Below are 24,723 nucleotides of genomic sequence, written 5' to 3' on the forward strand. Positions count from 1 at the left end.
TCGACGATCGGCAGCGCCGTCGGGTTCGGGACGCGGACAGGACCGTTCGTCGATCATGGACACGAACTTCTCCCCGACCACCGCGGTCACATCTCCGGCGATCGCGACCCGCCCCTCCTCGGTGATCCTGGTATGCACGGCGTTCAGCGATGCGTCATCGGCCGCCGCCACAATGCTGGGGTCGGTGGGGGCGACCCGGATGGCGATCCCACGGGCGTGGTCGTCGATCTGGGCCGGGGTGGCTCCGGAGAACGCCTGCGCAAGCAACTCGCTCTCATATCCGCTGCGATCGCCGTCGGACAGCGCTGTGGCAGAACGCTTGTCGATGAGCGCTAGCCCGCGGATCACCGCGTCGACACACTCGGCAGACAGATAACCCTCGGCGGCACAGTCTCCGACCTTCGGCACCGACTCCAACCCACCGGCGATCCGCACATAGCGGTACGCGGCCGCGGGCGGCATGCCCATCTCGATCAACGCGTTCCGTGCGGTCGACCCCGCCCGCCCAGCGGCACCTAATGCGTCAAAAAGCGCTACGTGCACGGCGATCTGATGATCGAGCACGTTGCGCAACATCCGCAGCTCGTCGAGCCGCTCGTGCAGAGCACAGCCACTGCCGTCGTCGGGTGGTGACGGCAGTGAGATGAGGGTGTCGCGGAGTTCGGTGATCGAGGGCATAACACCAAGCTACTCGCAATCACGTTCGACGACGAGAATTCTCCACAGGCCTCATAGTCATCGAATCCTGTTGCACTACAGTCGCTGTCACTCGCACCCCAGCGGTGAACCGTGGTGGACTGTGGTGAACAGAAACCCCACCAGTCACAGACGCCGGAGGGGTGCACCGGGGGGCACCGCCTCGGACGCCGGACCCTTCGTGACGCGCCCTCCACAAGCCCCGGACGCTCCTCAGACTCAGGGGGCGGTGGGGGCCGCGCCCTCCGCAAGCTCCGGACGCTCCTCAGCTCAGGGAGCAGAGCGGGGCGCACTTCGCTCACGTCAGTGCGGCGTCGATCACTCTGTCGGCGAACGGAATTGGGCACGCTTCCAGTCGCCGTTGATCTCGTCGCGTTCGCGGACGGCGTCCCGGAACCCGACGGTCGCGGCCCGCTGCTGGAAGGCGTAGCCCTCGCGGGTGTGGCGGGAGACGCCGTCGAAGACCGTGCTGATCATGCCCGAATTCGCGACGCCCTGGGCCAGGAGCGCACTGTTGAGCGCCAGTTTGGCCATCACGAGTTGATTGATCGGCATGCGGGCGATCCGCTTGAGCAATGCCTCCGTCCGGTCGTCGAGCTCGTCCGCCGGGGGCGCCTCGACGGCCAGCCCCCACTCGTGCGCCTGTGTGCCCGAGAGGCAATCGCCGGTGAACAGCAGTCGCTTGGCGCGCTGATCGCCGAGCCGATGAGCCCACATCCCCGCGGCGGGGATGCCCCACACCCGGGTCGGCGGATAGCCGATCTTGGTGTCGTCGGCGCAGATGATCTGGTCGGCGTAGAGGGCGATGTCCGTCCCGCCGGCGACGGCGAACCCGTGCAGCTTGGCGACCGTCGGCTTGTTCGCGTGGAGCAGGCTGGCGAAACCGCGGTTGAACCTGCTCATCATCGCGTAGTCGATCATGGGATCGATCCCAGGTGCGGACCGGGTCGTGATTGCGTGCCTGCACAACGGGATCGAGCACGGTGCCGGTCCGTGGGTTGACGGTATGGGGATCGACGTCCTGCGACGGGTCGCCGCCGTTCTCGGCGAAGATCGACAGGTCGTATCCGCCGCAGAAACCCTTGCCCCGCCCGGATACGACGATCACGTGGACACCGGGGTCGAGATCGGCGCGCTCCACCGCGTGCGACAGTTCTACGGGGTGTCGACGGTGATCGCGTTGCCCTGATCGGGTCGGTTGAAGGTGATACGGGCGATCCGGCCGGTGACCTCGTAGGTGAGCGTGCGGTAGTCGGCATCCGGCTCGCGTCCGGCGCGGCCGGCGAACAACGAGTCCGCACCGTCGCGCAGGTCGTCGCGCCACGCGGCCGGCCGCGAGCCGGACGACTCAATGACGGACGTTGTCCTGCACGGTCTTCGGCGTCACCCGTTCGATGATCGACGCCGTGTCGATCCCCGACGGCAGGGTGCCGAACACGTCCCCCCGGTCGTTGCCGAGCCGACTCGCGGCGAACGCGTCGGCGACCGCCGGATGGCCGTACCGCACCAGCAGGGAGGCCTGGAGGAGCTGGGCCATGCGGCCGACGACCCGCCGGGCCCGGTATTGCATCGCGTCGAGGTCGCCCAGCTCGCGTCGGAGTTCGTCGGCCGCGGCGTCGAGGTGCCGATCCGCCCCTGCCGCACTGTCGATCTCGTCGAGGAACACGGTCACCGTGTCGGGCTGTTTGGCCATCGCCCGCAACACATCGAGCGCGGCCACATTCCCCGACCCCTCCCAGATCGACATGAGCGGTGACTCCCGGAAGAGCCGCGGCATCCGTGACTCCTCCACATATCCGTTGCCGCCCAGGCACTCCAGCGCTTCGGCGGCATGGATCGGGGCGCGTTTGCACACGTAGTACTTGCTGACCGCCAGCGAGATCCGCCGCAGCGCATCCGCCCGGGTGTCGCCTGCGGTCGCCTTGTCGGTCAGTTCCGCGAGCCACAGTGCTGTCATCGTGGCCCCTTCCGACTCGACCGCGAGATCGGCGAGCACGTTGCGCATCAGCGGTTGGTCGACGAGCGCGGCGCCGAAGGCCCGGCGGTGGGTGGCGTGATGGGCGGCCTGGGCGACGCCGACCCGCATGCCGGTCGCCGAGCCGAGAGTGCAGTCCAGGCGGGTCATGTTCACCATCTCGATGATCGTCGCCACCCCGCGGCCCTCGTCACCGACGAGCCACCCGACTGTGTCGTCGTACTCGACTTCGCTGCTCGCGTTGGAGTGGTTGCCCAACTTGGCCTTCAGCCGCTGCAGCATAAAGGTGTTGCGGGATCCGTCGGGCAGCACCCGCGGCACGAAGAAGCACGACAGACCTCCCGGCGCCTGCGCCAGCACCAGGAACACATCGCACATGGGTGCGGAGGTGAACCATTTGTGGCCGGTGATGCGGTACGTCCCGTCCGGTTGGACGACGGCCGTGGTGGTGTTCGCGCGAACGTCGGAGCCGCCCTGCTTCTCGGTCATCGACATTCCGGCGGTCAGCCCCGCTTTCGACAGCGGCACCCGGAGACCGGGATCGTAGGTCGTCGAGACGAGCAGCGGCTCGTACAGCCCGGCGAGTTCGGGGTTGGCCCGCAGTGCCGGCACCACCCCGTAGGTCATCGACAACGGGCAGCCGTGCCCGGCGTCCACCGAACCCCACACGCTCGACTTCACCGCACGCTCGAAGTGCGCCGTCGGGCTCGGGTCCGACCATGCGGTACCACCGAGACCGAAACCGATACCCGTCCGCATGAGGTGGTGATAGGCGGGGTCGTAGGTGACCTCGTCCACCCGGTTGCCGTAGCGGTCGTGGGTCCGCAGTTCCGGCGGGTGGGACTCGGCGAGGTCGCCCCACCCGAGCGCTTCCGCACCACCGGCGAGACGGCCGATACGGTGCAGGTCCTCGAGCATGTGGTCGGCGCCCGCGCGGTGAACCGCCTCGGAGATGGCCGGAGTGTCCGCGGCGTCGAAGTCGACGAGTTCGGGGACCTGATTGGTGACGACGTGGGTGGACATGGCGGAACCCGCTTCCTGGTCGAGGTCGTGATCCACGGTATTACATGATTCTTCGGTGCGCCAGAGTCTTGTAATGCCCGTCGTCGCCGCCGAGCCGATCCCGCCCGATAGCATCGACGCCGTGCCCGGACGCGTGGACATTCCCAAGCTCACGGCGCGATCGGTCATCCTCAGCGCCCTCCTCGGCCTCGACTCCCCCGAGGCGTCGACCAACGGGCTCCTGGCCACGGCCACCGAGCTCGGGCTCCGCGAATCGACCGTGCGGGTGGCGCTGACGCGTCTGGTCGCGGCGGGAGACCTGGAACGCATCGACGGCAGATGCCGACTCTCGCCCCGCCTGGTCGAACGACAGCAGCGCCAGGATCGGGCACTCCATCCGGCACGACGGGACTGGGACGGCAGCTGGGATCTCGCGATCGTGACGATCGGTTCGGAGAGCTCGACCGAACGAGCCCTGCTGCGCGACACGCTGCGGAAGGCCCGGCTCGGCGAGATCCGGGAGGGCGTCTGGGCCCGCCCGGCCAACCTCGACATCGAGCTCCCACCCGAACTGCGCCGCCGTCTGAGCCTCTTCCGGGCGGCTCCCGAGGAGGCGTCGACCGAGCTGGCCGCACGACTGTTCACGCCGTCGACCTGGGCCGCGACCGCGGACGAATTGCTCGACGCACTCGCCGCCGCGGCGACGGTCGCCGATCGATTCGAGGTCGCCGCCGCCATCGTGCGGCACATCCTCCGCGACCCGCTCCTGCCCGCGGAACTCCTCCCCGACGCCTGGCCCGGGGACCGGCTCCGCGAGGGGTACGAGGGCTTTCGAAGCGAGCTCACCGGACTCACCGCCCGGCACCTGGCACCCGACGGGGAGTGAGGAACCGGGTCTCCGAACCCGACCGGCGCGGTCATGCGGTGCATCGGCCCGGTCCGGCCATCGGCGCACGAGGGTGTGCCCCGTCCGATCCGTTAGGCATGATGGATCCCGATGAACGCGCCCGACCCCGACCGCAGCCACCCCGCCGACGCCGACGCACCGGCCGGCGGACCTCGCCGACCAGGCGCTTTCGCCCGCAACCCGGTCTTCGTGGTCCTGGGCGCGATCGTCGTCGGCGCACTCGTGGCCGGCGGGATCGCCTTCGCTGCGGGGGTCTTCGACGACAGCGGCAGCGTCGGCGGCAGCAACATCGGCGAGGGTGAGCGGTTGGTCGAGAACGCCTTCACCAAGTCGGTCGCGGGCGACTGTCTGGACTGGCCGGCCGGCAACCCCGGCCAGCCGGTCGATGTGCCGTGCGAGCAGAAACACCGCTTCGAGGTCGCGGGAGCCATCGACACCGCATTGATCCCCGGCGCGGAGTTCGGCGAAGACGCTCTCTGGCCCGGCGCCGAGCGGTTCGCGACGATCCGCGACGAACAGTGCCCGGTGATGGTGGACCAGTATCTCGCCGGGCGCCTCGACCCGCAGGGACGCTTCGCCGTCGGGATGATGTACCCCTCCCAGGTGCAGTGGGACAAGGGCGCGCGTCAGCTGCGGTGCGGGGTCCAGGAGAACGGCGCCGACGGAGCCCCGGTCCAGTTCTCCGGCCGGGTCGCCGACCAGAACCAGTCGTACGTCTGGCCCGAGGGCACCTGCGTCGGCATCGATCCCGAAACGCGCGCCCCGACCGGTTTCGCGGTGAGTTGTGCTGAGCCGCATGCCTTCCAGACGACCGGGATCGTCGATCTGTCGGTCCGCTTCGGCGACCGGATGTCGAACAAGCCGTGGCCGCCGACCGGCGCCCAGAACAGCTACCTCGGCTCGATCTGCCCGGTCCAGGCCGAACGGTTCGTGGGCGGGCGCAAGCAGCTCGACGCGACCACGCTCAACGTCCAGTGGTCGGTGCTCAGCGAGCCGAGTTGGCTCGCCGGAAGCCGCAAGGTGGTGTGCTACCTCGGGCTACCCGACAAGCGCGGCGGCTTCGCGACCCTGGTGGGCGACGCCAAGGGCGGCGCGCTGCTGATCAACGGGCGCGCGCCGGTCGCACCTCCGGAGGCGCCCCCGGGCCGGGCCCTGCCGACGCCGGTGCCGCTCCCGCCGGGCATCGCGCCCAACCCCGCCGAAGCACCGGCCCCGGCGGGCTGACCCGATGGCCGTGTACATGTCCGACGACGAGTTCGACGGGCTGGTCTCCGACGCGCTGGACACCATCCCCGGCGAACTGACCGACGCCATGAACAACGTCGTGATCCTCGTCGAACCGCACAACCCGGAAGAACCCGGCATCCTCGGGCTGTATCACGGTGTGGCACTGACGATGCGGACCACCGACTATGGCGGATTCCTGCCCGACACCATCACCATCTACCGCGACCCCATCCTCGCGATGTGCCACTCGCGGGAGGAGGTCGTCCACGAGGTGGCGGTCACCGTCGTCCATGAGATCGCACACCACTTCGGCATCGACGACGAGTGGCTGCACGCCAACGGTTGGGGCTAGTGGTGTGGCCGGCGCCCCGATTCCGCCGACTCGATGTTTGACCTGCGGCGGAACGCGGTACGAGGGGTAGCAGATCGAGCAGCCCTCTATCTCAGGAGTACGTCCATGTCCTCAGACGCCATCGTCATCCTCCGGGACGACCACAAGGAGATCCGCAAACTGTTCCGCGACTTCAGGTCGCAGGGCGACAACGCCGTGAAGACCAAGGGCAAGATCGTCGACAAGATCATCGAGGCCCTCACCGTGCACACCTACATCGAGAACGAGGTGATGTACCCCGAGATCCGCAAGCGGGTCCCCGATCTCGAGGACGACATCCTCGAGTCCTACGAGGAGCACCACGTCGCCGACGTGCTCGTCGTCGAGTTGGCCGCTCTCTCACCGGACAACGAGCGGTTCGACGCCAAGACCACCGTCCTGATCGAGAACGTGGAGCACCACATCGAGGAGGAAGAGGACGAGTGGTTCCCGAAGGTCCGAGAGGCGCTGAGCCGCAAGGAACTCCGGGAGATCGGTGAGGAGATGCTGCGCCGGCGGGAGAAGGCTCCCCGACGCCCGTCGCAACCGTCGGCGCTGAAGAAGACGGTCGACGCCATCATCAAGTAACCCTTCGTGACGCTCGCAAGCTCGCTCCTCAGGGAACGGGGTGAAGCTCGCTCCTCAGGGAACGGGGTGAAGCTCGCTCCTCAGGGAACGGAGGGACGCCGTCAGCCCATCGGTTCGTCGACCAGCGGCTCGTCGGCGATCTCGAACGGGGCCGTCGTGGCGCCCCATCGCGTGCACACCCAGATGCCGTCGGAGTACTCGAGTTCGATGGAACCGGTGTTGCCGAGGTGGGTCGCCGCGGCGAACCGGGAGTCGATCCCGGCGAGGCGCGCGGCGATCAGGCGGATGGCCGCACCGTGACTCACCAGGAACACATCGCGCTGGTCTGGGCCGGTGAGGTACATGTCGGCGAGGTCCTCGACCGTCGGCAGGTACCGGTCGTAGACCATCGCGAGGGATTCGCCGCCGGGGATGCGTGCGTCGAGGTCGCCGGCGTGCCAGCGGTGCATGATGTCCTGGAAGACCTCATGCGATTCGCGGTCGGAGCGGTCCTCGAGCTCGCCGGCCTGGACCTCGTGCACGCCGTCGATCGCCGCGGTCTCCACATCCCACACCGACCCGATCAGCTCGGCGGTCTGCCGGGCGCGGAGCGCGCGTGAACTGAGCAGCACCGCGTGCTGTTCCGGCACGTTCTCGAGACCGAACCGAACACCCTGTCGCGCACCGAAATCGGTGAGTGCGGCACCGGGCAGAGCGGTGTCGAGGCGGCGCATGACGTTCGAGGTGGTCTCACCGTGACGGACCAGATGCAGCCGCGCCATCACTTCCCTCCCCGACGCATCGAGTCGACCCATGCAAGCGATTCGGTGTGGTCCGGCGGCGCGGAGCCGGTGGTGCGCGCCGCGGGCCACGAGCCGAGGAACACCACCCGCTCGCATCGGCGGTGAAGGGCGGCAAGGGCTTCGGCGACGGCCGCATCGTCGATGTGTCCGACCGCGTCCAGGAAGAACCGGTACCGGCCGGTGATGCTGCGGCCCTGGGCCTCGTCACGCTGTGGGCGCGACTCGATCCGTGTGAGGTCGATTCCGCGCGAAGCGAATTCGTTCATCGCCGCCATCAGGCTCCCCGGTTCGTTCGACAGCTCGAGGATGACCGAGGTCCGGTCGGCGCCGGTGCGGGGCAGCGGAACCCCGGGTCGGCCGACCAGAAGGAATCGCGTGGTCGCCTCCCGCGCGTCGGCGACACCGTCGGCCAGCACGACGAGTCCGGACAGGCGCGCCGCGAGCCCCGTCGTGACCGCGGCGTCCGCTTTCCCGGCTGCGACGTCTTGCGCGGCAGCGGCATTCGAGCTCGCGATCACGAACTCGGCGTTGGGGAACAGCCCACCGATCGACTGACGCACCTGCGCGGAGGCAACCGGGTAGGCGGCGATCGTGCGGACATCGGCCGCGACCATCGGCGCGGCTGCGGCGATGGCGAACGAGATGTCGAGCACCGTCTCGGCGAAGGCCTGCACCCGACCGTCGACGGCGTCTGCCGCGGGCGGCACCAGTGCGTCCATCGTCGCCGGCACCGAACCCTCCAGCGAACTCTCGATCGGCACACAGCCGTAGTCGGCATCTCCGGTGCGGATCATGGCGATGGTGGCGGCCGGACTCGACGCGGCGACCCGGTCGACCCCGCCCGACAGGTCGAGGCCGTCCGCGGACTGTTGTTCGGCGAGGACCGCGTCGAGCGCCATCTCGGTGAAGGTTCCGGGCGGGCCGAAGTAGGCGATCACAGGCACCACACGAGCCTAGTGGAACAGGCCTGCCGAGACCCTTTCGCGCATGTGTCCCAGGCTCTACGCAGGGGTGTCGAAACCATTGACGCGTGCGCTCCGGGTATTTAGGTTAGGGTTACCTTTCATACGACCCGCGCCCCGCGACGCCGACCGGAGAGACTGTCATGACGAGAACGACGACCGACCGCCCCACGGATGCCGAGATGATCCAGACGGCTTGTCGTCGCGGCGGTTCCGCCATCCTGGCCGTCGAGGGCGCGGACGCCACCCCGATCGACGTCGTGCACCTCTTCGAGTCCCAGGCCTTCGTCCTCGTCCCCACCGACGGCGACGCGATGCGGACCGTCGACGGCGCCGAGGGCGTGCCCGCCATGCTCGAGGTCACCGACTGGGCACCCATCGACTTGCGTGAACGCGTGCGTTCGGTGATCTGGCTGAACGGCACGTTGCACGAGGTCCCGCGCGACCTGGAACGCGACCTGGCCATCGAGATCGCGGGCGAACACCCCGACGACGGTCTCCTCGACATCGGACACGGCGCGTCGATGATGCGCCTGCAGGTCGACACCGCGGTCATCGCGTCCTCGGACGGCGCGGCGTCGGTGTCGGCCACCGAGCTCGCCGACGCCGACCCCGACCCCTTCTGGGAGCACGAAGGCAGCTGGCTCGAACATCTCGACAGCGACCACGCCGACATCGTCGGACAACTGGTCCGCAAGCTTCCCGTCGAGCTGCGCACCGGACGGGTGCGGCCGCTCGGCCTCGATCGCTTCGGCATCCGGTTCCGCATCGAGGGACTCGACAGCGACTCCGACGTCCGCCTCCCGTTCGCGCGGCCGGTCTCCGACGTGTTCGAACTGTCCCGCGCGCTGCGGAATCTCGCGGGCTGCCCGTTCCTGAACTCGATGCCCGACTGACCCGGCTTCCGTAGCAACGCCGCCCGCGGATCACGCATCCGCACCACGGATCGCGGGGTCCTAGGCTGACCGGCATGGCCTTGCGCGAGTACCTCACACCGTCGCCCCACGGCATCCCGGTCGTCACCGACCGGACCGAACGACGCGGCATCATCGTCGAACTGGTCATCGTCGGTGTCCTCACATTCGCGTTCTCGGCGCTGTCCGCGGCACTCGCACTGCTCGAGGCGCAGCTCGCAGGCGGTATCGGCGAGACCACGGTCGCACTCAATCCCAGCCGCTCCGACCTCGGTCTCATCGACGCCGTCCGGCAGATCATGGGCGGCCTCCGACTGTTCGCCATCGCCGCCTTGGGCATATACCTGTTGTGGCGCAGCGGGATCGGACTGTCACGTGTCGGTCTGGGTCGGTGGACCCCGCGCCGCGACATCCCCTCGGGACTGGTCCTCGCCGCCGTCATCGGCCTGCCCGGCCTGGGACTCGTCGCCGTGGCCCGGGCCCTGGGCCTCAACGCGAGCCTGGTGCCCAGCCAGGCCGACACCTGGTGGGAGTGGCCGGTTCTGGTGCTCATCGCGATCGGCAACGCCGCCGCCGAGGAGATCGTGGTGGTCGCGTACTTCATCACCCGGTTGCGACAACTCGGCGTGTCCGACAACGCGTCGCTCGCCGCCAGCGCGATCCTCCGCGGCGGCTATCACCTGTACCAGGGCTTCGGCGGCGGACTCGGGAATCTGGTCATGGGCGTGGTCTACGGGCGCTTCTTCCAGGTCACCGGCCGCGTCTGGCCCCTCGTGATCGCCCACGCGGTCATCGATGTGGTCGCCTTCGTCGGCTACGGACTGCTCCGCGACCATCTGTCCTGGGTCGGCTGAGAACCGAGACATCGTCGACCGTGCGGCCTTTCCCGTCGACTGCGCACTCCGACCGTGCACCCCTACCGGCCACCATTGAACGGAGTGAGATGATTCGCTAGATTCGTCTCATGACCGTCGATGCGCCGTCCGACCCGACCGCCGAGCCGGCGAGCCTCCCTTTCCCGCGACGCCATCGAGCCGCCGAGTCCCGCGGCCGGCGCATCGGCAGACTGCTCAAGGTCTACAACCACCTCCGTGAACCCGGCGACGACGAGCTCGCGGAGCTCGGGCGTCGGCTGCGCACACGGGACGAACCCGCCGCGGCGCTGGTTCGGGCCATGCGCCTCCCGCGGGACACCGACGGCCGGGTCACGATGCGCCAGTTCGAGCGGGCCCTCGCCGGCGACATGCCCTCCGATGCGCCCGACGCCCTGCGCGACTTCTTCGCACTCGTCGAGAAGACACCGGACTGGGTCGATCCCGCTCTCTGCGACCGCGGGGCCGCCGTCTACCGACGGTTCGGCCAGAACGCCAACGACGTCCTGCTCCAGCTCTCCCTGATCGGCGGCTACCGCTTCGGCGGTCCCGCCGACCTGCTGGTCGCGACCGGCGGCCTCACCGGGAACACGGTCATCCGACGACTCGGCGAGACGCAGACCTGGGCCATCGCGGTCGGCGAACCGGGCGGGATGGCACGCGACGGCGACGGCTGGCGACTCACCGTCCACGTGCGCCTCATGCACGCCCTGGTCAACGAGCGGTACGAACACAACGGCCGCTGGAACATCGACCAGTGGGGTCTGCCGATCAACCAGTCCGACCTCGCCGCGACGCTGAACCTCTTCAGCGGCGCACTGATGATGGGGGTCCGCGCCCTCGGCGTCCCGGTGAGCCGTGACGACTCCCGCGCCCTCATGCACCTCTGGAAGTACGTCGGTTGGCTGATCGGCGTCGACGACGACTGGCTCTTCGACTCCGAACGCGACCAGCATCAGCTGAGTTATGCGGTCTTACTGGCGCAGCACGACGTGACCGACGCCGGCGCGGCCCTCACGACAGCGATCGTCGACGCCCAGAGCCGCTTGCACTACCGGTTGTTCCCCCGCCTCGCCGCGCGCTACACCCGCGCCCGCCTGCTGAGCATGCTGCAGGGCTTTCTCGGCGTGCGCGGCATGCGCGACCTCGGTCTCCGCCCCGCGGTGCCGTGGGCGTTCGGTCTCGCGTGGGTCCGCAACACTGTTGTCTACCAGGTCATCGCACGAACACCGGCCGGTCCGCGCTATCTGGAATGGGCCGGCACCCGTTCCCGACGCCGCGCACTCTTCCGCCACTTCGGCCCGGACGCCCCCGAGATCGGATCGCTCGCGGAGCGTTGAGAAGCCGTATGACGCCGCGTCCGGATTCCGGGCTCGAGATCCCACGTTTTCCCAGGCCTCAGCCTGCACCCCTGTCCTAGCGGCGTTCGCCCCACCCGGACGCGAAGTGCCCCAACGGAAATTCACTGTCGCGCCACGGGTCCGGCGCCTACGGTGGACCGATGTCGACGACCGGGATGATCCGCGAATGGCACCACGACGAGGGCTGGGGTGTCATCGAGTCACCAGCGTTGTCCGGCACCGTCCACGTGTCCACCTTCGTCGTCCGTGTTCGGGCCGTTCAGAATCTCGACGAGCTGTCCCTGCCGGGCTTGCGTCCGGGGACCGTCGTCGACTTCGACCATGCGATAGCTGTGCCAGCGGAAAGCGGATGCCGATATGTGGCGCTCTCGGTCTGGCCGACCGAGGTGGCCCGGCCGGATCCGAAGCACAATGGCGTGTTCCGAACTGCCCTGTGGCACAGCGTCGGTGACGCCGGACCGGACGGACTCACGATAATCGAGGAGACCGCCCTCACCGACACACCGACGTCACCGCCACCAACTACCCTCGGTCCGAACACCACCGGGACCGTTCGGTCGTGGAACGGCGAAGAGGGATGGGGCGTACTCGCTTCCGACGCCACCCCGGGCGGGGCGTGGGCGTTCTACAGCGAGATCGTCGGTACCGGTTTCCGGGACCTGGTGCCGGGGCAGACCGTCGAATTCCAGTACGAGCGAGCGAGTCAGGACGGATACGACTACCGCGCGAACAACATCCGCGTCAGGTGAGGCGCCCGGAGCGATCGTCGTCGTCGATGTCGTCGTCGATGTCGTCGTCGTTGACCCGGCGCCCACCCGACCCGGTCACACGCGCGAGGAGATAGAGCACGAGTCCGACGACGATCAGGATGCCCGCGCGCAACCAGGTCGACGCGCTCTGCTGCGTCATCAGGACGATGCAGGAGATCACCGCGAGCACGGGCAGGATCGTCGGCGCCCGGAAGTGGTCGGTGTCCGTGCGGTCGCGGCGCAGGACGAGGACGGCGACATTGGTGCTGACGAACACGAACAGCAGCAGGAGCACCACCGTCTCGGCGAGTGCCGCGACGGTCCCGGTTGCCGAGAGGATCATCGCGACGGCGGTGGTGGCGACAATCGCCGTCCACGGTGTCCGACGACCGGGCAGCACCTTCGCCAGCGCACCGGGCAGCAACCCGTCGCGGGCCATGCCGAAGGTCAGGCGCGACGCCATGATCATCGTGAGCAGCGCGCCGTTCGCGACGGCGATGAGCGCGATCAGGGAGAACAGCTGGTCGGGGATCCCGACATCGGCGATCGAGACGACCTCGAGCAACGGGCCCGACGACTCCACCAGGCGCTCCGGTGGCGCGACGACCGACACGGCGAGACCGACGAGGACGTAGACGACGCCGGCGGCGATCAGCGCACCGAACAGCGCCTTCGGATAGACCCGCCGCACGTCACGGACTTCTTCGGCCATGTTCGCGGAGGTCTCGAACCCGACGAACGAGTAGTAGGCGAGCAACGCCGCGCCCAGCACGGCGAGAGCCGGGGTGGTCTCGTCGGTGAACTCCAGCACCCGCTGCGGCTCACCGTCACCGCGACCCAGCACGATCCCGGCCAACACGACGACGAGCACGAGTCCGGAGACCTCCACCACGGTCATCACCACGTTGGCCCGCAGGGACTCGGTGATCCCGCGGGCGTTCAGCGCCGCGACGGCGAGCAGGAACACCAGCGCCGCCGCGGTGGTGGGCACGTCCAGAAAGACCTGCAGGTAGTCCCCCGCGAAGGCGAGCGCCAACCCGGCGGCGCTCGTCACACCGGCCGCCAGCATGCAGAACCCCACCAGGAAAGAGATGAGCGGATGGCGGTACGCGTGCCGCGCGAACACCGCCGCGCCGCCGGCCCGCGGGTACTTGGTGACGAGCTCCGCATACGACGCCGCGGTCAGCATCGCCAGCGCGAGGGCGAGCGCCAACGGCACCCAGATCGCTCCCCCGACCTCACCGGCGACCTCCCCGACGAGCGCATAGATGCCCGCACCGAGGACATCGCCCAGGATGAACAGGAACAGGAGTTTGCCGGTGATGGCGCGACGCAGCGGGGTGTGCCCGCCGTCGGTCCGGGCGTCATCGTTCCCGGAGTCCTGCGACGTGGCGTCGGCGACGTGTTTGTCGGTCATGGCGTGTCCTGTACCCCGTTCGGTCCGGAACGAGACCTCAGGTGGGCGGTTCGACGCCACGTCGGCAACCAACCGACCGACATCCGTGGCCACCGCCCATGCGTACATTGGTTGGGATGAACGAGCAGGACCCGCCGATCCTCCGGCGAGGTCGCCCCGGACCGCCGATGCCGCCCGGGCGGCCAGCGGGCCCGTCTCCGCGCCCGGGGCCACCACCCGGACAAGGCCACCGCCCTCCTCCCGGTGCCGTCGGTCCGTCCGCTCATCCGCAGGCCATGCCGCGGATCCCTGCACGCGGTCCCGACCCGCGCCGGGCGCCGGGCCCCGGTCCCACCGGCCGGCCCCCGCACCCGTCCCCGGCCGATCGGCCGCCACCATCGGCGCGGCCCGCTCCCGGCGGGTATGCGCCCACCCAGAAGCCGGAGCCGATCCCCGACAATCGGTCTCGTGGACCTCGTCCGCCGCGTGGCGACCGTCGCGACCGGGACCGGTCCGTCGGACGTCCGCCCGCGACCCCGGGGCCGGCCGGTCCTCGCCGGCCCCGGCGCACGGGGCGCCGCGCGGTCCGGGTGGGCAAGATCCTGATGATCCTGCTGCTCGTCGTCGTCCTCGGCAGTGTGGGACTGCTGTTCTACTACGACACGAGACTGGACCGGATCGACGCCCTGCCGGCCTACGCCGGACGCCCGTCGGACACCCCCGGCACCAACTGGCTCATCGTCGGTACCGACTCGCGATCCGATCTCACCGAGGAACAACGCCGGGCGCTGGCCACGGGTGACGCCGACGGCTCCCGCACCGACACGATCATGCTCGTCCACAACCCGCCTGGCGGCGGCAAGGCGATCGTGGTGAGCATCCCGCGCGACCTGTACGTGGAGGTGCCGGGCCACGGCAGCCTGAAGATCAACGCCTCGTTCAGCATCGGTGGTCCGGCGCTGCTCGTGCAGACCGTCGAGAACCTGACCGGCATCCGCATCGACCACTACGCCGAGATCGGCTTCGGCGGATTCGACACCCTCGTCGACTCGGTCGGCGGCGTCGACATGTGTCTCGACCAACCGCTCAACGACCCCAAAGCCGGTCTGCGCCTGGCGAAAGGCTGTCATCGTCTCGACGGTCGGCAGGCTCTCGGGCTGGTCCGGACCCGCGCATTCCCGCGCGCCGACCTCGAGCGCGTGGTCAATCAGCGGAAGTTCCTCGCCGCACTCGTGTCTCGCGCGACCAGTCCGTCGGTCCTGCTCAACCCGTTCCGACTCTTCGGGTTCGTCGGCGGCGCCATCGACGCGCTCACCGTCGATGAGCGAGATCACATCTGGAACCTCGCGTCCCTCATGTTCGCGCTGCGCGACCCCATCACGACGACGACGCCGGCCGGCGAGGGCACCTTCACCGACGAAGGACTGGCGTTGCCCGTCACCGAGCAGACCGAGGAGTTCTTCGGCTACCTCCGCGCAGGTCAGCCCGTCCCCGACGAGCTTCTCGTCGACACCGGCGGGCCGTCGTGAAAGGGTCGCCAAACGCAGGCCAGACTTGCCTTACTTAGCCTGAACTTGCTGGTGAGAGCCATTTTTCGGCTCTACGATGGGCCGCATGTCCGAACACACGAAGTTCCATCAGCTGCTGCACGACCAGATCAGCAACGAGTTCTACGCCTCGCAGCAGTACATCGCGGTCGCCACCTATTTCGACAACCACGACATGCCCCAGCTGGCAAAGCTCTTCTACCGCCAGGCCGTCGAAGAGCGCAATCACGCGATGATGATCGTGCAGTACTTCCTCGACCGCGACATGGAGGTCGAGATCCCCGGCATCCCGGCACCGAACAACCGGTTCGAGGACTACCGTGCGCCCATCGATCTCGCTCTCGCACAGGAGAAGACGGTGACCCAGCAGGTCGTCGACCTGGCGAAGTCGGCCCGCGACACCGGCGACTACCTCGGCGAGCAGTTCGTGCAGTGGTTCCTCAAGGAACAGGTCGAGGAGGTCGCGACCATGACGACCCTGCAGACCATCGCCGAACGCTGCAACGGGAACCTCTTCGACCTCGAGAACTTCGTCGAACGAGAGTTCAACGGCGAGAAGACATCCGACGCCACCGCACCGGTCGCGGCCGGCGGGAACATCTGACGGAGTTCCATCCGCCCCAATCCGAAAGAGCCGCGAAACCCCCGCTCCAGATCCGAGAGAACGACATAACCCTCGCTCCCTGAGGTGCGAGGAGCGCAAGCGACGAGCCACGAAGGGCTGGCGACGGACGTCACCACGCCCCTTCGTGGCTCGCTTCGCTCGCACCTCAGGGAGCAGAAGAAGGCTCTCAGGGAGCAGAAACAGCGCGATTACGGACCACGACGGTCAGCGCAGCGTGACCTGGCGACCGCGAATGCCGTTGCGGGAGCTGCGTTGTTCGATCGTCAGCGGCGAGGTGTCGGCGAGTGCTTCGGCGAGGCGGCGATCGAGCTCGTTGAGACCGGCGTACCACTCTTCGTGGTGCATCTCGTTGTCGAGGTCGAAGACCGGGACGAGCAACCCGTGGGTGCGGAACGATCCGGCGAACCGCGAACCCTCACCCATCGTCAGATGACCGGCCGCGTGGAGCCGGGCCATCGCCGACATCAGGTCGTCCTCCGGCTCGGGTCGAATCCAGCGCAGGTGCGCACGTTCGCCCGCATCGACCCACCAGGGCGCACCGGCGCCGCTGTCGACCACGAGCCGCGCGGTCGGCAGCACCGAGTCGTTGGCGCGCTCGAACATTGCCGTGATCTCCGCCGGGACCTCGGTGCCCTCCACGAACCACCAGCCGAAGTCCTGGTGCACCGTGATGTCCAGGGTGGCGTCGGTTCTCACGACCTCGTCGAGGCTGGGGGCCTCGTCGGCAGCTTCGAGGTCGAACTCACTGCCGGCGTCGGCGTGAGCGGCCCACGCGATGGCCGCGGCGAGTTCGACGGTCAGCGCCGAGCGATCGGGGTCGGTCTGTAGACCCACGAAACCCTCTGTCGCACCGTCGAGGTCGCGCGCGAGAGCAGGCACCGCGCCCGGCAGGATCGTCACGATCGAGACGTCGTTGCGGGAACCGGCCGGCTCGGTGAGCTCCAACCGCGCAGTCGCCGAGGCGACGAAGGTCCGCAGCGCGACGAAATCGCATTCGGACGCGAACCCGGCGAAGGGCCGGGGCGGCGGCGCCAGAGCTGCGGCCTGGCGTGCCTTACGTGCTGCGACGCGCTCGGCGCGATTGCTTCCCGGACGTGGTCCACTACCCCGTTTGCTCTTCTTGCCCATCGGTCCACTCTCTCACGTCGGCCCGCGGCGCCCGACAGGTCGTGCGGGCGGCAGCTCAGTCGACGGTGACCAGCCAGTCGCGCACCTTCGCCGGGTGGTTGGTGGCCAGCCATCGCACACCGAGATCGGCACACAGCTGGACGTCGACCTGCTCGTCGACGGTCCAGCAGTAGGTGACCCGACCGGCTGCGGCGGCGCGATCGACCAGGTCCGGGTACTGCCGCAGGGTCATCACCGACGGCCCGATGCCGGTCGCCCCGACGGCGGTCGCGGCGCCCCCACCCAGGACCCGGGCGGTGTCACCGAGGAGGATCGTCGGCAGCATCGGGGCGTGGCGTCGGATCCGCCAGACCCCGGCCGACGAGAACGAGATGACCACGGCGCGGCTGTGATCGGCCGACGGCGGCGTCGCCACCCCGAACTCGTGCAGCATCTCGAGGAGCTTCTGCTCGACGAGACTGCCGAACCGCACCGGATGCTTGGTCTCGATGAACAGGCGGACGGGTCGGCGCCAGTCCAGGGTCAGCGTGAGCAGCTCCCGCAGCGTCAGGATCGACGCGGGTCCACCAGCCGCATGCCAGCTCCCGAAGTCGAGCTCGCGCAGTTCGGCGAGCGTCATCTCGCTGACGATCCCCGAGCCGTCGGACGTCCGGTCGACGGTCCGGTCGTGCACGCACACGAGTTCGTGGTCGGCGGTCAACCGGACATCGCACTCGAGGCCGTCCGCACCCTGTGCGAGAGCCAGCTCGTAGGCGGCCAGGGTGTGTTCCGGACAGTCGCCCGACGCCCCGCGGTGCGCCACCACCGCCGGCTTGCCCGATCGGGAGACCTTCTCGGCCGCGCCCACGTTCACCCCTGAGTTCATCCGACCGCCACCCACCGTCTCGTCGGGACCGGGGCCGCCGCGGCGGCGTCGAACAGTGTCCGCACCCGGCGTGCCATCCAGAAGGCGAAGGCAGCCGAGACCGCTGCGCTGACGATGACCATCACCATCGCGTTCGCCCCGGTCTGCAGCGAGTCCGAGCGCCACGCGACGAGCCGGGCGATGATCGCCGCACCGGCCGCCGCATTCACCACCACCCAGGCGACCCACAACTTGCGGAGTCGTCGGCCGACGAGGTCGGCATCGAGCGCGGGGTCCTGGCCGACCCGATGCACGGCGACCTCCTGCACCACCAGCGGCGCACCGATGAGGTTGACCAGCGGCAGGCCGGCGAGCGCGGCGACCCAACCGGGCCGGCGCGGGTCGACGAGACCGGCCGCGGCGTAGGTGTCCGCGCGCAACTCCAGGACCCAGCGCATGAAAGCCAGCGTCGCCAGGACGAATCCGAGGAATGCGACGACACCGACGAAGACGGTCAGCCAGTCGGACGCGACGATGAGGAATTCGGGCAGCGGACGGTCACGGTTGACGACCAGCAGGAGGTAGCGCACGAGATGGACCAGTGCGGACGCGGCCAGCGCAGAGCCCGCCACGTTCAGGGCGAACTGCAGTCGGACACGCGAACTCTCGAGTTTCTGGTGCGCGGTGTCGACCTCCGCCGGTTCGTCGTGGAGACCCCAGGTGGGTATGTAGACGTACCGGGGAATCAGTCGGGGGCCACGTCGACCCGAGGGGCCGCGGCGGGCAGGAATCGCCTCGGGTGGGCGGCGGGCCACCCACCGGACGTTGCGACTGCGGTAGAGACGTCCGGCGGACACCGGGGCCGGGCCGGAGCGAGACGGGACGTGCGGCGGGCGCACCGCGCCGGGCGCCGGCGATCGTGCCGGCGTCTGCCGGGCGGCCAGCGCCCGCGCGGCATCCTCGACGACGCTCAGCGGTCCGCCGCATCGGGGGCAGTGTTTACGGCCGGGACGGTGCGGTGCCTGGATTCGACACCGCGGGCACAGGTCGATCATCGGCCGGCGTCGCCCTCGGGTCGTGGATCACCGATCTCGACGGGCTTGCCGTGTTCCTGCCAGGCGAGCATGCCGCCGCGGACGCAGATCCCGTCGTAACCGACCTGCGCGAGGTACTGCAGCACGCGCATCGATCGGCCGCTGGAATGGCAGACCACGTACAGATCGTGATCGGGGTCGAGTTCGGCAAGGCGGCCGGGCACCTCGGCCAGCGGGATGTGCACGGCGCCCCGGATGTGACCGGACGCCCATTCGTCGTCCTCACGGACGTCGAGCATCACCGCGTCGGTCTGCCCGGTGAAGTCATCCGGAAGGTCGGTCACCGGCACCTGAGTGATGTCGCCCATGCTCACGTTTTCCATGGTGGCACAGAGACGGCCGGGCGCGGCGGCAGCTCGACCGGACCACTGCCCGCGCGCCCCGCTGTCATCACCGAGACGGGTGTGGAGCAACGCGCTATGTAGACCTACATAAATTTATCCACATGTACGTCCTGGACATTTGTCCCTCGTTCGCGCACTGACCGTCTACTTGGGGATGAGACTGTGGAATTGTGGAAAAACGCTGGCCACCGGCCCGCGGCTTGTGACCGCGATCACTCGTTTAGCCGAATGTGCGCGTAGGAAATTCACGAAAGTGCACACGCCGGAACGTCGTGAACTCTTCCTTCGATGAACAGCACCTGTGGATAACGTGGGGACAATTCACAAGCAAAACCATGTGAACGGGCTGTGATCGGGCCTTTCAGTCCCGGTGGAGCAGCGACAGCCGCAACGACGGGGCGCGGTCGAATGCAGCCAGAATGCCGGTCGTCACGCTCTCCGCAAATCCGGCAACCGATGTCTGGCTTCCCACGAGTCTCATGAGCAGCGGCTTCGGCGTCTCCACGACGGTGATCTCGGCGTCGGGGTACCGCTCGGCGACGACCGAGCGCATCACGCCGATCCCGTCGACGACCCCGAGTTCCGCGGCGCGGTGACCGATCCACACGTCGCCGTTGAAGAGTTCCGCGTCGGAAGCGGTCAGCTTTTTACCGCGGCGCTGCCTGACCCACGCGATGAACGCCTCGTGCAGCTGTGCCTGCAATTCCTTCAGCCATTCGACGTCCTCGGGCTGTTCGGGCGAGAAGGTGTCGAGTCGCGCCTTGTTCTCGCCGGTCGTGTACAGCCTGCGCTGCACACCGAAGCGGTCGAGCACCGCCGAGAAACCGAAGCCCGACGACACGACCCCGATCGAGCCGACGATGGAGGTGTGGGCGGCGAAGATCTCGTCGGCCGCGCAGGCGATCCAGTAGCCGCCGGAGGCCGCGACGTCCTCACAGAACGCGAGGACCGGCACGCCCTTCTCCGCCGACAGCTGGCGGATGCGTTCGGCGATGTACTCCGACTGTGCCGGCGAGCCACCGGGCGAGTTGATGACGACCACGACGGCCCGCAATCGCTCCGTGGCGAATGCCTTCTTCAGAACCGGCTCGACGGACTCGGTGTTGACGCCGTGCTTGCCCATCCCCGCGATCCCGATCGGGCCGTCGAGACGGACGACCGCGACCTGCTCGGTCCGCGCCTTCGAGAATTTCTTCCCCACCGCCCCCAGCGGTCCTGCAGTCATCTGTCCGAGTGTAACGACGGCGACCCGCCTGCTGTTTTCCCACGCGCCGCGACAGTCCGCGACGTGGGACGCACCGTAGAATCTGCCGGGTGCAGGTGCGGTGGCTCAGCGCATTCCTCGACTTCCCCGCGGAGGTGTTCGGCAGCGAGGTGACCTTCTGGCGCGCGATCTCGGGCAGCACGGTCTCCCCGCCGCGGGGTGAGCACCGCGAGTTCGCCTCGCTGGAGCCCTTCTACGGCGACCCGCATCTGCGAGTCCAGCGGATCGACGACGGACCGGGTGGAGTCCACCTCGACATCCACACCGACGACCCGCACGCCGCCACCGCCGAGGCACAGGCACTCGGTGCGACCCTCGTCGTCGACGCCGGGACTCACCTCACCCTCCGGTCACCCGCCGGTTTCGTGTTCTGCCTCGTGCCGTGGGAGGGCGAATCGAAGCGGTCGCGGCCCATCCGTTGGCCCGGCGACACCATCAGCATCATCGACCAGCTGTGCATCGACATCCCCGCCGGCATGTTCGACGCCGAGGTCGACTTCTGGACCGGGTTCACCGGCTGGCCGACGAAGCCCCGGGGTCGGCCCGAGCTGGTCGCGCTTCGCCGCGACCCCGCGGTGACCCTAGGAATCCTGTTGCAGCGCAAGCAGGATGAGTCAGACAACGATGTGGCGACAGCGCACCTCGACATCGCCACGAATTCCGTCCCCGACGAGGTCGCACGGCACGAGGACTGGGGCGCCCGCGCGATCGAGCACTTCCCGCACTGGACGACGATGGCGGATCCGGTCGGTCGCCGCTACTGCATCACCTCGCGGAACCCGCGCACCGGCGATTGAGTCGCGGGCTCCTTCGATCCGGTCCGCAGACGTAGTGTGTCGTTGCGCTCGGCGCCACGATGTGCGACATCTGCCGGGCCCTGCCGCTCCGAGCTTCAGGTATCGACCAGGAATTCACGGAGCCGATCGACCTCGGCGTCGACCTCGCGCCGTTCGGCGGCGGTCACCGGACGCAGGTACTCGACCGCCGGAACGTCCTTGGCGTCGAGAGACCATGTCCCCGCGAGGAATCCGTCGAGGAACACGAATCCGGGCGACCGGCCATTGGGAGTCACGGTGCGCCGGTACATCTCCGGGTCGGCGACCCGGATTCGGTCGGCCTGGGCGCCGATCACGTGGTCGAAGGGGGCGATCAGCCGCGCCGCCGCCGCCGCATCCGGGTCGGCGAGGGCGAGACCGTCGAGGTCGTAGAGAACCTCGCCGTTCGGGCCGTCGAGCCGGACGAGCTCCCAGTCCGCCTCCAGCTTTTCGACGAGGGGTCGCAACCGGGTGAGCCCGGACCACGTCTGGATGGCCTTCACGGTGGCCGGGCCGAACCCGCGCAGATACATCCGGACGAGATCGGCACGGGCTTCGTCGTCGACGACGGCCGGCTCGCCCGGGCCGGCCCACTCGTCGAACAGGCGGTACGTCGGAGCGCCCCGCCCGCGCCACAAACCACGCGGGGGGACCTGGACCAGTGGCAGCCCGCACCGTGCGATGGCGGTCAGGGTCGACGCATCTTCCGCCGGATGGCGGGCAACCAGCTCGCTCCCGAGGTCGGCGACGGCGAGTTCGCGACCCGCGAGAATCTCGGCGGCGGACCGCACGACGTGCGTCGGGTCGGCGTCCACCAGTCGCTGGGCGTGGATGTCGGTGAGTCCACGCCGCAGCGTGGGCTCGGCGAGTGGACGAATCCAGCGTGCGTCCTCGGCGTCGATCAGGAAGATCGTCGCGCGCAGCAGCGTCATGCGCACGACCTTGCGGTCGGTCAACAGATCGTCCAGCTCGAGGGGATCGAAATCCGCGATCCGCGACCACAATCCGAAGAACGCCGCCCGCGGGTCCTGGGACTGCAGTCCGACGCAGCGGTCCAGGACCTCGATGGCGTCCTCCGCGACGCGGGTGAGCAGGTGCTGGCGCTGCAGCAGGGTGCGATTCCACTGCCGCAGCGAGATCCGTTCGGTCACCGCGTGTCTCGTCGGGTCTGCGACCGATGGGTACGACCGCGCACCGCGACGTCAGGCGGGGTAGGCGACACCGGTCGCGGCATGGCAGCGGTATCCATGCGGGTTCTTCGCCAGATACTGCTGGTGGTAGTCCTCGGCGTAGTAGAACCGTCCGTCGCCCGCCTGCGCCAGCGGCTTGATCTCGGTGGCGATCGCACCCTCGCCCGCAGCGTCGAGTGCGGTCTGGAAGGTTGCGGCGGTGCTGCGGACGACGTCAAGGTCCGCGTCGGTCAGGGCGTACACGGCTGACCGGTACTGGGTGCCGATGTCGTTGCCCTGACGCATCTCCTGCGTCGGGTCATGCGACTCCCAGAAGACCTTCAGCAGGCCTTCGAGATCGACGACGGCCGGATCGAAGACCACCAGCGCCGACTCGGTGTGACCGGTCCGCGCGGTGCAGGTCTCCTCATAGGTCGGATTCGGCGTGTACCCGCCCGCGTATCCGACCGCGGTCGTGTACACACCGGGGACCTGCCAGAAGATCTCCTCGATCCCCCAGAAGCAGCCACCGGCCAGGACGATCGCGTCGAGGCCGTCGTCGAAGCGTCCGATGCCGTGTACGTGGGAGCCGTCGGACTCGGCCCGACCGCGCATGGGCGTTCCGAGAACGAGGTGCTCGCCCGGGACCGTGATCTCGGACGAGCGGCCGGGCAGTGCAGCGTCGGCGGCGACGAGATCCTGTTTGCGTGAACCGGCGGCGAAGAGCTGGTCGAGCCATGGCATGCGCCGAGTCTACGCGCGGTGGGATACGGCCCGGCGACGACGAGTTGAGCTGACCGTTCGAGTCTGTTTATGATGGCGGTCACATCCGTGGCACTGTGATACCGATCACTCGAACGCCATCGCGGCCCGTCCGCCGGCAGGGATGTGCAGCCGTTCCATGGACGAGAGGCGACGATGGCGACGCACGCGACCGGAGATCTCCGACGCGCCCCCGGGCTCGGTCGGACCGCCCCACGCGCCAACTACGACGTCGCGAGGAGTTGCCGCACAAGCGCCCTGACCATTCTCGCGCTCATCGCGGTCTTCATCCTGCTCGTCCTCATCTGAACCCGGCCGCCTCGATGTGGCCTGGTCAGCTCTCAGCCGACGCACTCTCGCATCGTTGACATCTCAACCGCACTTGATGTTTCTTGGCGCGGGATTGTTGCAATCACCCATGCTCTGGGGAAGGCTGGAAGCATTCGCGTGGCGCCCGGCCGAGTCGTCGGAGCCATGCGTGGACAGGGAAACGAGTAGCACCTCAGAGAGGAACATCGTGGCTGAATACACCTTGCCGGATCTCGATTACGACTACGCGGCACTGGAACCGCACATCTCCGGCAGGATCATGGAGCTCCATCACAGCAAGCACCACGCCACCTACGTCAAGGGCGCCAACGACACCCTGGAGAAGCTGGCCGCGGCCCGCGACGACGACAGCATCGCCGGCAAGGTCTACGGACTCTCCGCCACCCTGTCGTTCCACCTGGGCGGTCACACCAACCACTCCATCTTCTGGAAGAACCTGTCGCCCAACGGCGGTGGCGAGCCCGACGGCGACCTCGCGGCCGCCCTCACCGAACAGTTCGGTGGCTTCGACAAGTTCAAGGCCCACTTCACCGCCGCCGCCACCACCCTGCAGGGTTCGGGCTGGGCGATCCTGGGTTACGACACCATCGGCGGCAAGCTCGTCATCCTGCAGCTGACCGACCAGAGCGGCAACATCCCTGCCGCGATCATCCCGGTCGTCATGCTGGACATGTGGGAGCACGCCTTCTACCTCGACTACCAGAACGTCAAGCCCGACTACGTCAAGGCGTGGTGGAACGTCGTGAACTGGGCCGACGCCAACGAGCGTCTCGCCCGCGCGAAGAGCCAGGGCAGCGGCCTGGTCGTCCCGGCCTGATCCCGGTTCGCCGAACCTCAACAGCGCCGGTCACCTTCGGGTGACCGGCGCTGTTTGTTGTTCGGGGCCACGTTCTCTGCTGCAAGCAAACCCCTGCTCCCTGAGTAGCGACTTGAGCTTTCCTCCGCTCCCTGAGTAGCGACTTGCGAGCTTTCCCTCCGCTCCCTGAGTAGCGACTTGCGA

Annotated in this window: 25 protein-coding genes and 1 pseudogene; 13 read left to right on the forward strand and 13 right to left on the reverse strand. The window is 68.5% G+C overall.

Translation table 11 applies throughout. The annotated features are described in order from the left end of the window. From Q9R39_RS17965 to Q9R39_RS17975, 3 genes and pseudogenes are all read right to left on the reverse strand, one after another. On the reverse strand, positions 1-678 hold a 678-nt coding region (locus tag Q9R39_RS17965), incomplete at its 3' end, for a hypothetical protein (protein WP_311277903.1). Positions 679-1,014: 336 nt separating this feature from the next. Further along, positions 1,015-2,049, reverse strand: a pseudogene (locus Q9R39_RS17970) (crotonase/enoyl-CoA hydratase family protein). Beyond that, positions 2,045-3,694: an acyl-CoA dehydrogenase family protein gene (locus Q9R39_RS17975; RefSeq protein ID WP_311277944.1), complete on the reverse strand. Its 1,650-nt coding sequence runs from the start codon at positions 3,692-3,694 to the stop codon at positions 2,045-2,047. Before Q9R39_RS17975 ends, Q9R39_RS17970 begins: the two are co-directional and overlap by 5 nt. A gap of 73 nt (positions 3,695-3,767) precedes the next feature. Here Q9R39_RS17975 and Q9R39_RS17980 point away from each other — a divergent pair, with 73 nt between their 5' ends. The 4 genes from Q9R39_RS17980 (at position 3,768) to Q9R39_RS17995 (ending at position 6,765) form a co-directional block, all read left to right on the forward strand. Continuing rightward, the gene (locus Q9R39_RS17980; protein ID WP_311277904.1) at positions 3,768-4,559 is read left to right on the forward strand and encodes a PaaX family transcriptional regulator C-terminal domain-containing protein; all 792 of its coding nucleotides are present in this window, start codon (positions 3,768-3,770) and stop codon (positions 4,557-4,559) included. 111 nt (positions 4,560-4,670) lie between these two features. Beyond that, positions 4,671-5,804, forward strand: coding sequence for a septum formation family protein (locus tag Q9R39_RS17985; protein WP_058250910.1), 1,134 nt, complete (start codon positions 4,671-4,673; stop codon positions 5,802-5,804). Positions 5,805-5,808: 4 nt separating this feature from the next. Then, on the forward strand, positions 5,809-6,159 hold the full coding sequence (locus Q9R39_RS17990; protein ID WP_058250909.1) for a metallopeptidase family protein: 351 nt from the start codon (positions 5,809-5,811) through the stop codon (positions 6,157-6,159). A 105-nt stretch (positions 6,160-6,264) separates the two neighbouring features. Next, positions 6,265-6,765 (forward strand): hemerythrin domain-containing protein, encoded by a 501-nt coding sequence (locus tag Q9R39_RS17995; protein ID WP_058250908.1) that lies wholly within the window; start codon positions 6,265-6,267, stop codon positions 6,763-6,765. A 101-nt stretch (positions 6,766-6,866) separates the two neighbouring features. Here Q9R39_RS17995 and Q9R39_RS18000 read toward each other — a convergent pair whose 3' ends face one another. Together Q9R39_RS18000 and pheA are read right to left on the reverse strand one after the other, a co-directional pair. Next, the gene (locus Q9R39_RS18000) at positions 6,867-7,526 is read right to left on the reverse strand and encodes a histidine phosphatase family protein (protein WP_058253726.1); all 660 of its coding nucleotides are present in this window, start codon (positions 7,524-7,526) and stop codon (positions 6,867-6,869) included. Further along, on the reverse strand, positions 7,526-8,494 hold the full coding sequence (gene pheA / locus Q9R39_RS18005; protein ID WP_058253725.1) for a prephenate dehydratase: 969 nt from the start codon (positions 8,492-8,494) through the stop codon (positions 7,526-7,528). Before pheA ends, Q9R39_RS18000 begins: the two co-directional genes overlap by 1 nt. Before the next feature lie 158 nt (positions 8,495-8,652). On the opposite strand from pheA, the gene Q9R39_RS18010 reads away from it, so the two are divergent. The 4 genes from Q9R39_RS18010 to Q9R39_RS18025 all read left to right on the forward strand — a co-directional run bounded on the left by Q9R39_RS18010 (position 8,653) and on the right by Q9R39_RS18025 (position 12,405). Further along, a complete protein-coding gene (locus Q9R39_RS18010) occupies positions 8,653-9,405 on the forward strand; it encodes a DUF2470 domain-containing protein (RefSeq protein WP_058253724.1) in 753 nt (250 codons plus the stop codon). A 74-nt stretch (positions 9,406-9,479) separates the two neighbouring features. After that, the gene (locus Q9R39_RS18015) at positions 9,480-10,277 is read left to right on the forward strand and encodes a CPBP family intramembrane glutamic endopeptidase (protein ID WP_058253723.1); all 798 of its coding nucleotides are present in this window, start codon (positions 9,480-9,482) and stop codon (positions 10,275-10,277) included. Positions 10,278-10,387: 110 nt separating this feature from the next. Then, a complete protein-coding gene (locus Q9R39_RS18020; protein ID WP_058253722.1) occupies positions 10,388-11,635 on the forward strand; it encodes an oxygenase MpaB family protein in 1,248 nt (415 codons plus the stop codon). Between the two features lie 161 nt (positions 11,636-11,796). Next, positions 11,797-12,405 (forward strand): cold-shock protein, encoded by a 609-nt coding sequence (locus Q9R39_RS18025; protein WP_058253721.1) that lies wholly within the window; start codon positions 11,797-11,799, stop codon positions 12,403-12,405. Here the strand turns inward: Q9R39_RS18025 and Q9R39_RS18030 are convergent. After that, the gene (locus tag Q9R39_RS18030) at positions 12,398-13,822 is read right to left on the reverse strand and encodes an APC family permease (protein WP_058253736.1); all 1,425 of its coding nucleotides are present in this window, start codon (positions 13,820-13,822) and stop codon (positions 12,398-12,400) included. The two genes, Q9R39_RS18025 and Q9R39_RS18030, sit on opposite strands and share 8 nt — an antisense overlap. Positions 13,823-14,406: 584 nt before the next feature. Here Q9R39_RS18030 and Q9R39_RS18035 point away from each other — a divergent pair. Together Q9R39_RS18035 and Q9R39_RS18040 are read left to right on the forward strand one after the other, a co-directional pair. Continuing rightward, complete coding sequence (locus tag Q9R39_RS18035; protein WP_058253735.1) at positions 14,407-15,330, forward strand: LCP family protein; 924 nt, start codon at positions 14,407-14,409, stop codon at positions 15,328-15,330. A gap of 85 nt (positions 15,331-15,415) precedes the next feature. Beyond that, positions 15,416-15,952 (forward strand): ferritin, encoded by a 537-nt coding sequence (locus Q9R39_RS18040; protein ID WP_058253734.1) that lies wholly within the window; start codon positions 15,416-15,418, stop codon positions 15,950-15,952. A 225-nt stretch (positions 15,953-16,177) separates the two neighbouring features. On the opposite strand, the gene Q9R39_RS18045 is transcribed toward Q9R39_RS18040, so the two are convergent. The 5 genes from Q9R39_RS18045 to Q9R39_RS18065 all read right to left on the reverse strand — a co-directional run bounded on the left by Q9R39_RS18045 (position 16,178) and on the right by Q9R39_RS18065 (position 20,608). Further along, positions 16,178-17,101: a DUF5926 family protein gene (locus Q9R39_RS18045; RefSeq protein ID WP_058253720.1), complete on the reverse strand. Its 924-nt coding sequence runs from the start codon at positions 17,099-17,101 to the stop codon at positions 16,178-16,180. A gap of 55 nt (positions 17,102-17,156) precedes the next feature. Then, positions 17,157-17,966, reverse strand: coding sequence for a glycerophosphodiester phosphodiesterase family protein (locus tag Q9R39_RS18050; RefSeq protein ID WP_058253733.1), 810 nt, complete (start codon positions 17,964-17,966; stop codon positions 17,157-17,159). Continuing rightward, the gene (locus Q9R39_RS18055; protein ID WP_078111892.1) at positions 17,963-19,000 is read right to left on the reverse strand and encodes a DUF4328 domain-containing protein; all 1,038 of its coding nucleotides are present in this window, start codon (positions 18,998-19,000) and stop codon (positions 17,963-17,965) included. Before Q9R39_RS18055 ends, Q9R39_RS18050 begins: the two co-directional genes overlap by 4 nt. Continuing rightward, positions 18,997-19,347 carry a rhodanese-like domain-containing protein gene (locus Q9R39_RS18060; protein ID WP_058253732.1) on the reverse strand — a complete coding sequence of 117 codons (351 nt, stop codon included), beginning with the start codon at positions 19,345-19,347 and terminating at the stop codon, positions 18,997-18,999. The genes Q9R39_RS18055 and Q9R39_RS18060 overlap by 4 nt, the downstream gene beginning before the upstream one ends. Positions 19,348-19,744: 397 nt before the next feature. Then, positions 19,745-20,608 carry a S49 family peptidase gene (locus tag Q9R39_RS18065; RefSeq protein ID WP_078111893.1) on the reverse strand — a complete coding sequence of 288 codons (864 nt, stop codon included), beginning with the start codon at positions 20,606-20,608 and terminating at the stop codon, positions 19,745-19,747. Positions 20,609-20,697: 89 nt separating this feature from the next. On the opposite strand from Q9R39_RS18065, the gene Q9R39_RS18070 reads away from it, so the two are divergent. Further along, positions 20,698-21,444 carry a VOC family protein gene (locus tag Q9R39_RS18070; protein WP_078111894.1) on the forward strand — a complete coding sequence of 249 codons (747 nt, stop codon included), beginning with the start codon at positions 20,698-20,700 and terminating at the stop codon, positions 21,442-21,444. Between the two features lie 95 nt (positions 21,445-21,539). On the opposite strand, the gene Q9R39_RS18075 is transcribed toward Q9R39_RS18070, so the two are convergent. Together Q9R39_RS18075 and msrA are read right to left on the reverse strand one after the other, a co-directional pair. After that, the gene (locus Q9R39_RS18075; protein ID WP_311277905.1) at positions 21,540-22,613 is read right to left on the reverse strand and encodes a winged helix DNA-binding domain-containing protein; all 1,074 of its coding nucleotides are present in this window, start codon (positions 22,611-22,613) and stop codon (positions 21,540-21,542) included. A 51-nt stretch (positions 22,614-22,664) separates the two neighbouring features. Continuing rightward, entirely contained in the window at positions 22,665-23,375 is a 711-nt protein-coding gene (msrA, locus tag Q9R39_RS18080) for a peptide-methionine (S)-S-oxide reductase MsrA (protein WP_311277906.1), read from the reverse strand. Positions 23,376-23,549: 174 nt separating this feature from the next. Between msrA and Q9R39_RS18085 the strand changes: the two genes are divergently transcribed. Both Q9R39_RS18085 and Q9R39_RS18090 read left to right on the forward strand, forming a co-directional pair. After that, complete coding sequence (locus Q9R39_RS18085; protein ID WP_165629232.1) at positions 23,550-23,702, forward strand: hypothetical protein; 153 nt, start codon at positions 23,550-23,552, stop codon at positions 23,700-23,702. A gap of 208 nt (positions 23,703-23,910) precedes the next feature. Then, complete coding sequence (locus Q9R39_RS18090; RefSeq protein WP_004021423.1) at positions 23,911-24,540, forward strand: superoxide dismutase; 630 nt, start codon at positions 23,911-23,913, stop codon at positions 24,538-24,540. Positions 24,541-24,723: the final 183 nt, after the last annotated feature.

Source organism: Gordonia sp. AC31 (assembly GCF_031844505.1).
GTDB lineage: Bacteria > Actinomycetota > Actinomycetes > Mycobacteriales > Mycobacteriaceae > Gordonia > Gordonia hongkongensis.

What these genes read in the sequence shown, in the direction of transcription:
- Q9R39_RS17995 (WP_058250908.1), top strand. Translation starts at nt 6,265, where the DNA reads ATGTCCTCAGACGCCATCGTCATCCTCCGGGACGACCACAAGGAGATC.
- Q9R39_RS18065 (WP_078111893.1), bottom strand. Translation starts at nt 20,608, where the DNA reads ATGACTGCAGGACCGCTGGGGGCGGTGGGGAAGAAATTCTCGAAGGCG.
- Q9R39_RS17990 (WP_058250909.1), top strand. Translation starts at nt 5,809, where the DNA reads ATGGCCGTGTACATGTCCGACGACGAGTTCGACGGGCTGGTCTCCGAC.
- msrA (WP_311277906.1), bottom strand. Translation starts at nt 23,375, where the DNA reads ATGCCATGGCTCGACCAGCTCTTCGCCGCCGGTTCACGCAAACAGGAT.
- Q9R39_RS18055 (WP_078111892.1), bottom strand. Translation starts at nt 19,000, where the DNA reads ATGATCGACCTGTGCCCGCGGTGTCGAATCCAGGCACCGCACCGTCCC.
- Q9R39_RS18060 (WP_058253732.1), bottom strand. Translation starts at nt 19,347, where the DNA reads ATGGGCGACATCACTCAGGTGCCGGTGACCGACCTTCCGGATGACTTC.
- Q9R39_RS18040 (WP_058253734.1), top strand. Translation starts at nt 15,416, where the DNA reads ATGTCCGAACACACGAAGTTCCATCAGCTGCTGCACGACCAGATCAGC.
- Q9R39_RS18030 (WP_058253736.1), bottom strand. Translation starts at nt 13,822, where the DNA reads ATGACCGACAAACACGTCGCCGACGCCACGTCGCAGGACTCCGGGAAC.
- Q9R39_RS18000 (WP_058253726.1), bottom strand. Translation starts at nt 7,526, where the DNA reads ATGGCGCGGCTGCATCTGGTCCGTCACGGTGAGACCACCTCGAACGTC.
- Q9R39_RS18020 (WP_058253722.1), top strand. Translation starts at nt 10,388, where the DNA reads ATGACCGTCGATGCGCCGTCCGACCCGACCGCCGAGCCGGCGAGCCTC.
- Q9R39_RS17980 (WP_311277904.1), top strand. Translation starts at nt 3,768, where the DNA reads ATGCCCGTCGTCGCCGCCGAGCCGATCCCGCCCGATAGCATCGACGCC.
- Q9R39_RS18025 (WP_058253721.1), top strand. Translation starts at nt 11,797, where the DNA reads ATGTCGACGACCGGGATGATCCGCGAATGGCACCACGACGAGGGCTGG.
- Q9R39_RS18035 (WP_058253735.1), top strand. Translation starts at nt 14,407, where the DNA reads ATGATCCTGCTGCTCGTCGTCGTCCTCGGCAGTGTGGGACTGCTGTTC.
- Q9R39_RS18015 (WP_058253723.1), top strand. Translation starts at nt 9,480, where the DNA reads ATGGCCTTGCGCGAGTACCTCACACCGTCGCCCCACGGCATCCCGGTC.
- Q9R39_RS17975 (WP_311277944.1), bottom strand. Translation starts at nt 3,694, where the DNA reads ATGTCCACCCACGTCGTCACCAATCAGGTCCCCGAACTCGTCGACTTC.
- Q9R39_RS18045 (WP_058253720.1), bottom strand. Translation starts at nt 17,101, where the DNA reads ATGGGCAAGAAGAGCAAACGGGGTAGTGGACCACGTCCGGGAAGCAAT.
- Q9R39_RS18010 (WP_058253724.1), top strand. Translation starts at nt 8,653, where the DNA reads ATGACGAGAACGACGACCGACCGCCCCACGGATGCCGAGATGATCCAG.
- Q9R39_RS18085 (WP_165629232.1), top strand. Translation starts at nt 23,550, where the DNA reads ATGGCGACGCACGCGACCGGAGATCTCCGACGCGCCCCCGGGCTCGGT.
- Q9R39_RS17985 (WP_058250910.1), top strand. Translation starts at nt 4,671, where the DNA reads ATGAACGCGCCCGACCCCGACCGCAGCCACCCCGCCGACGCCGACGCA.
- Q9R39_RS18050 (WP_058253733.1), bottom strand. Translation starts at nt 17,966, where the DNA reads ATGAACTCAGGGGTGAACGTGGGCGCGGCCGAGAAGGTCTCCCGATCG.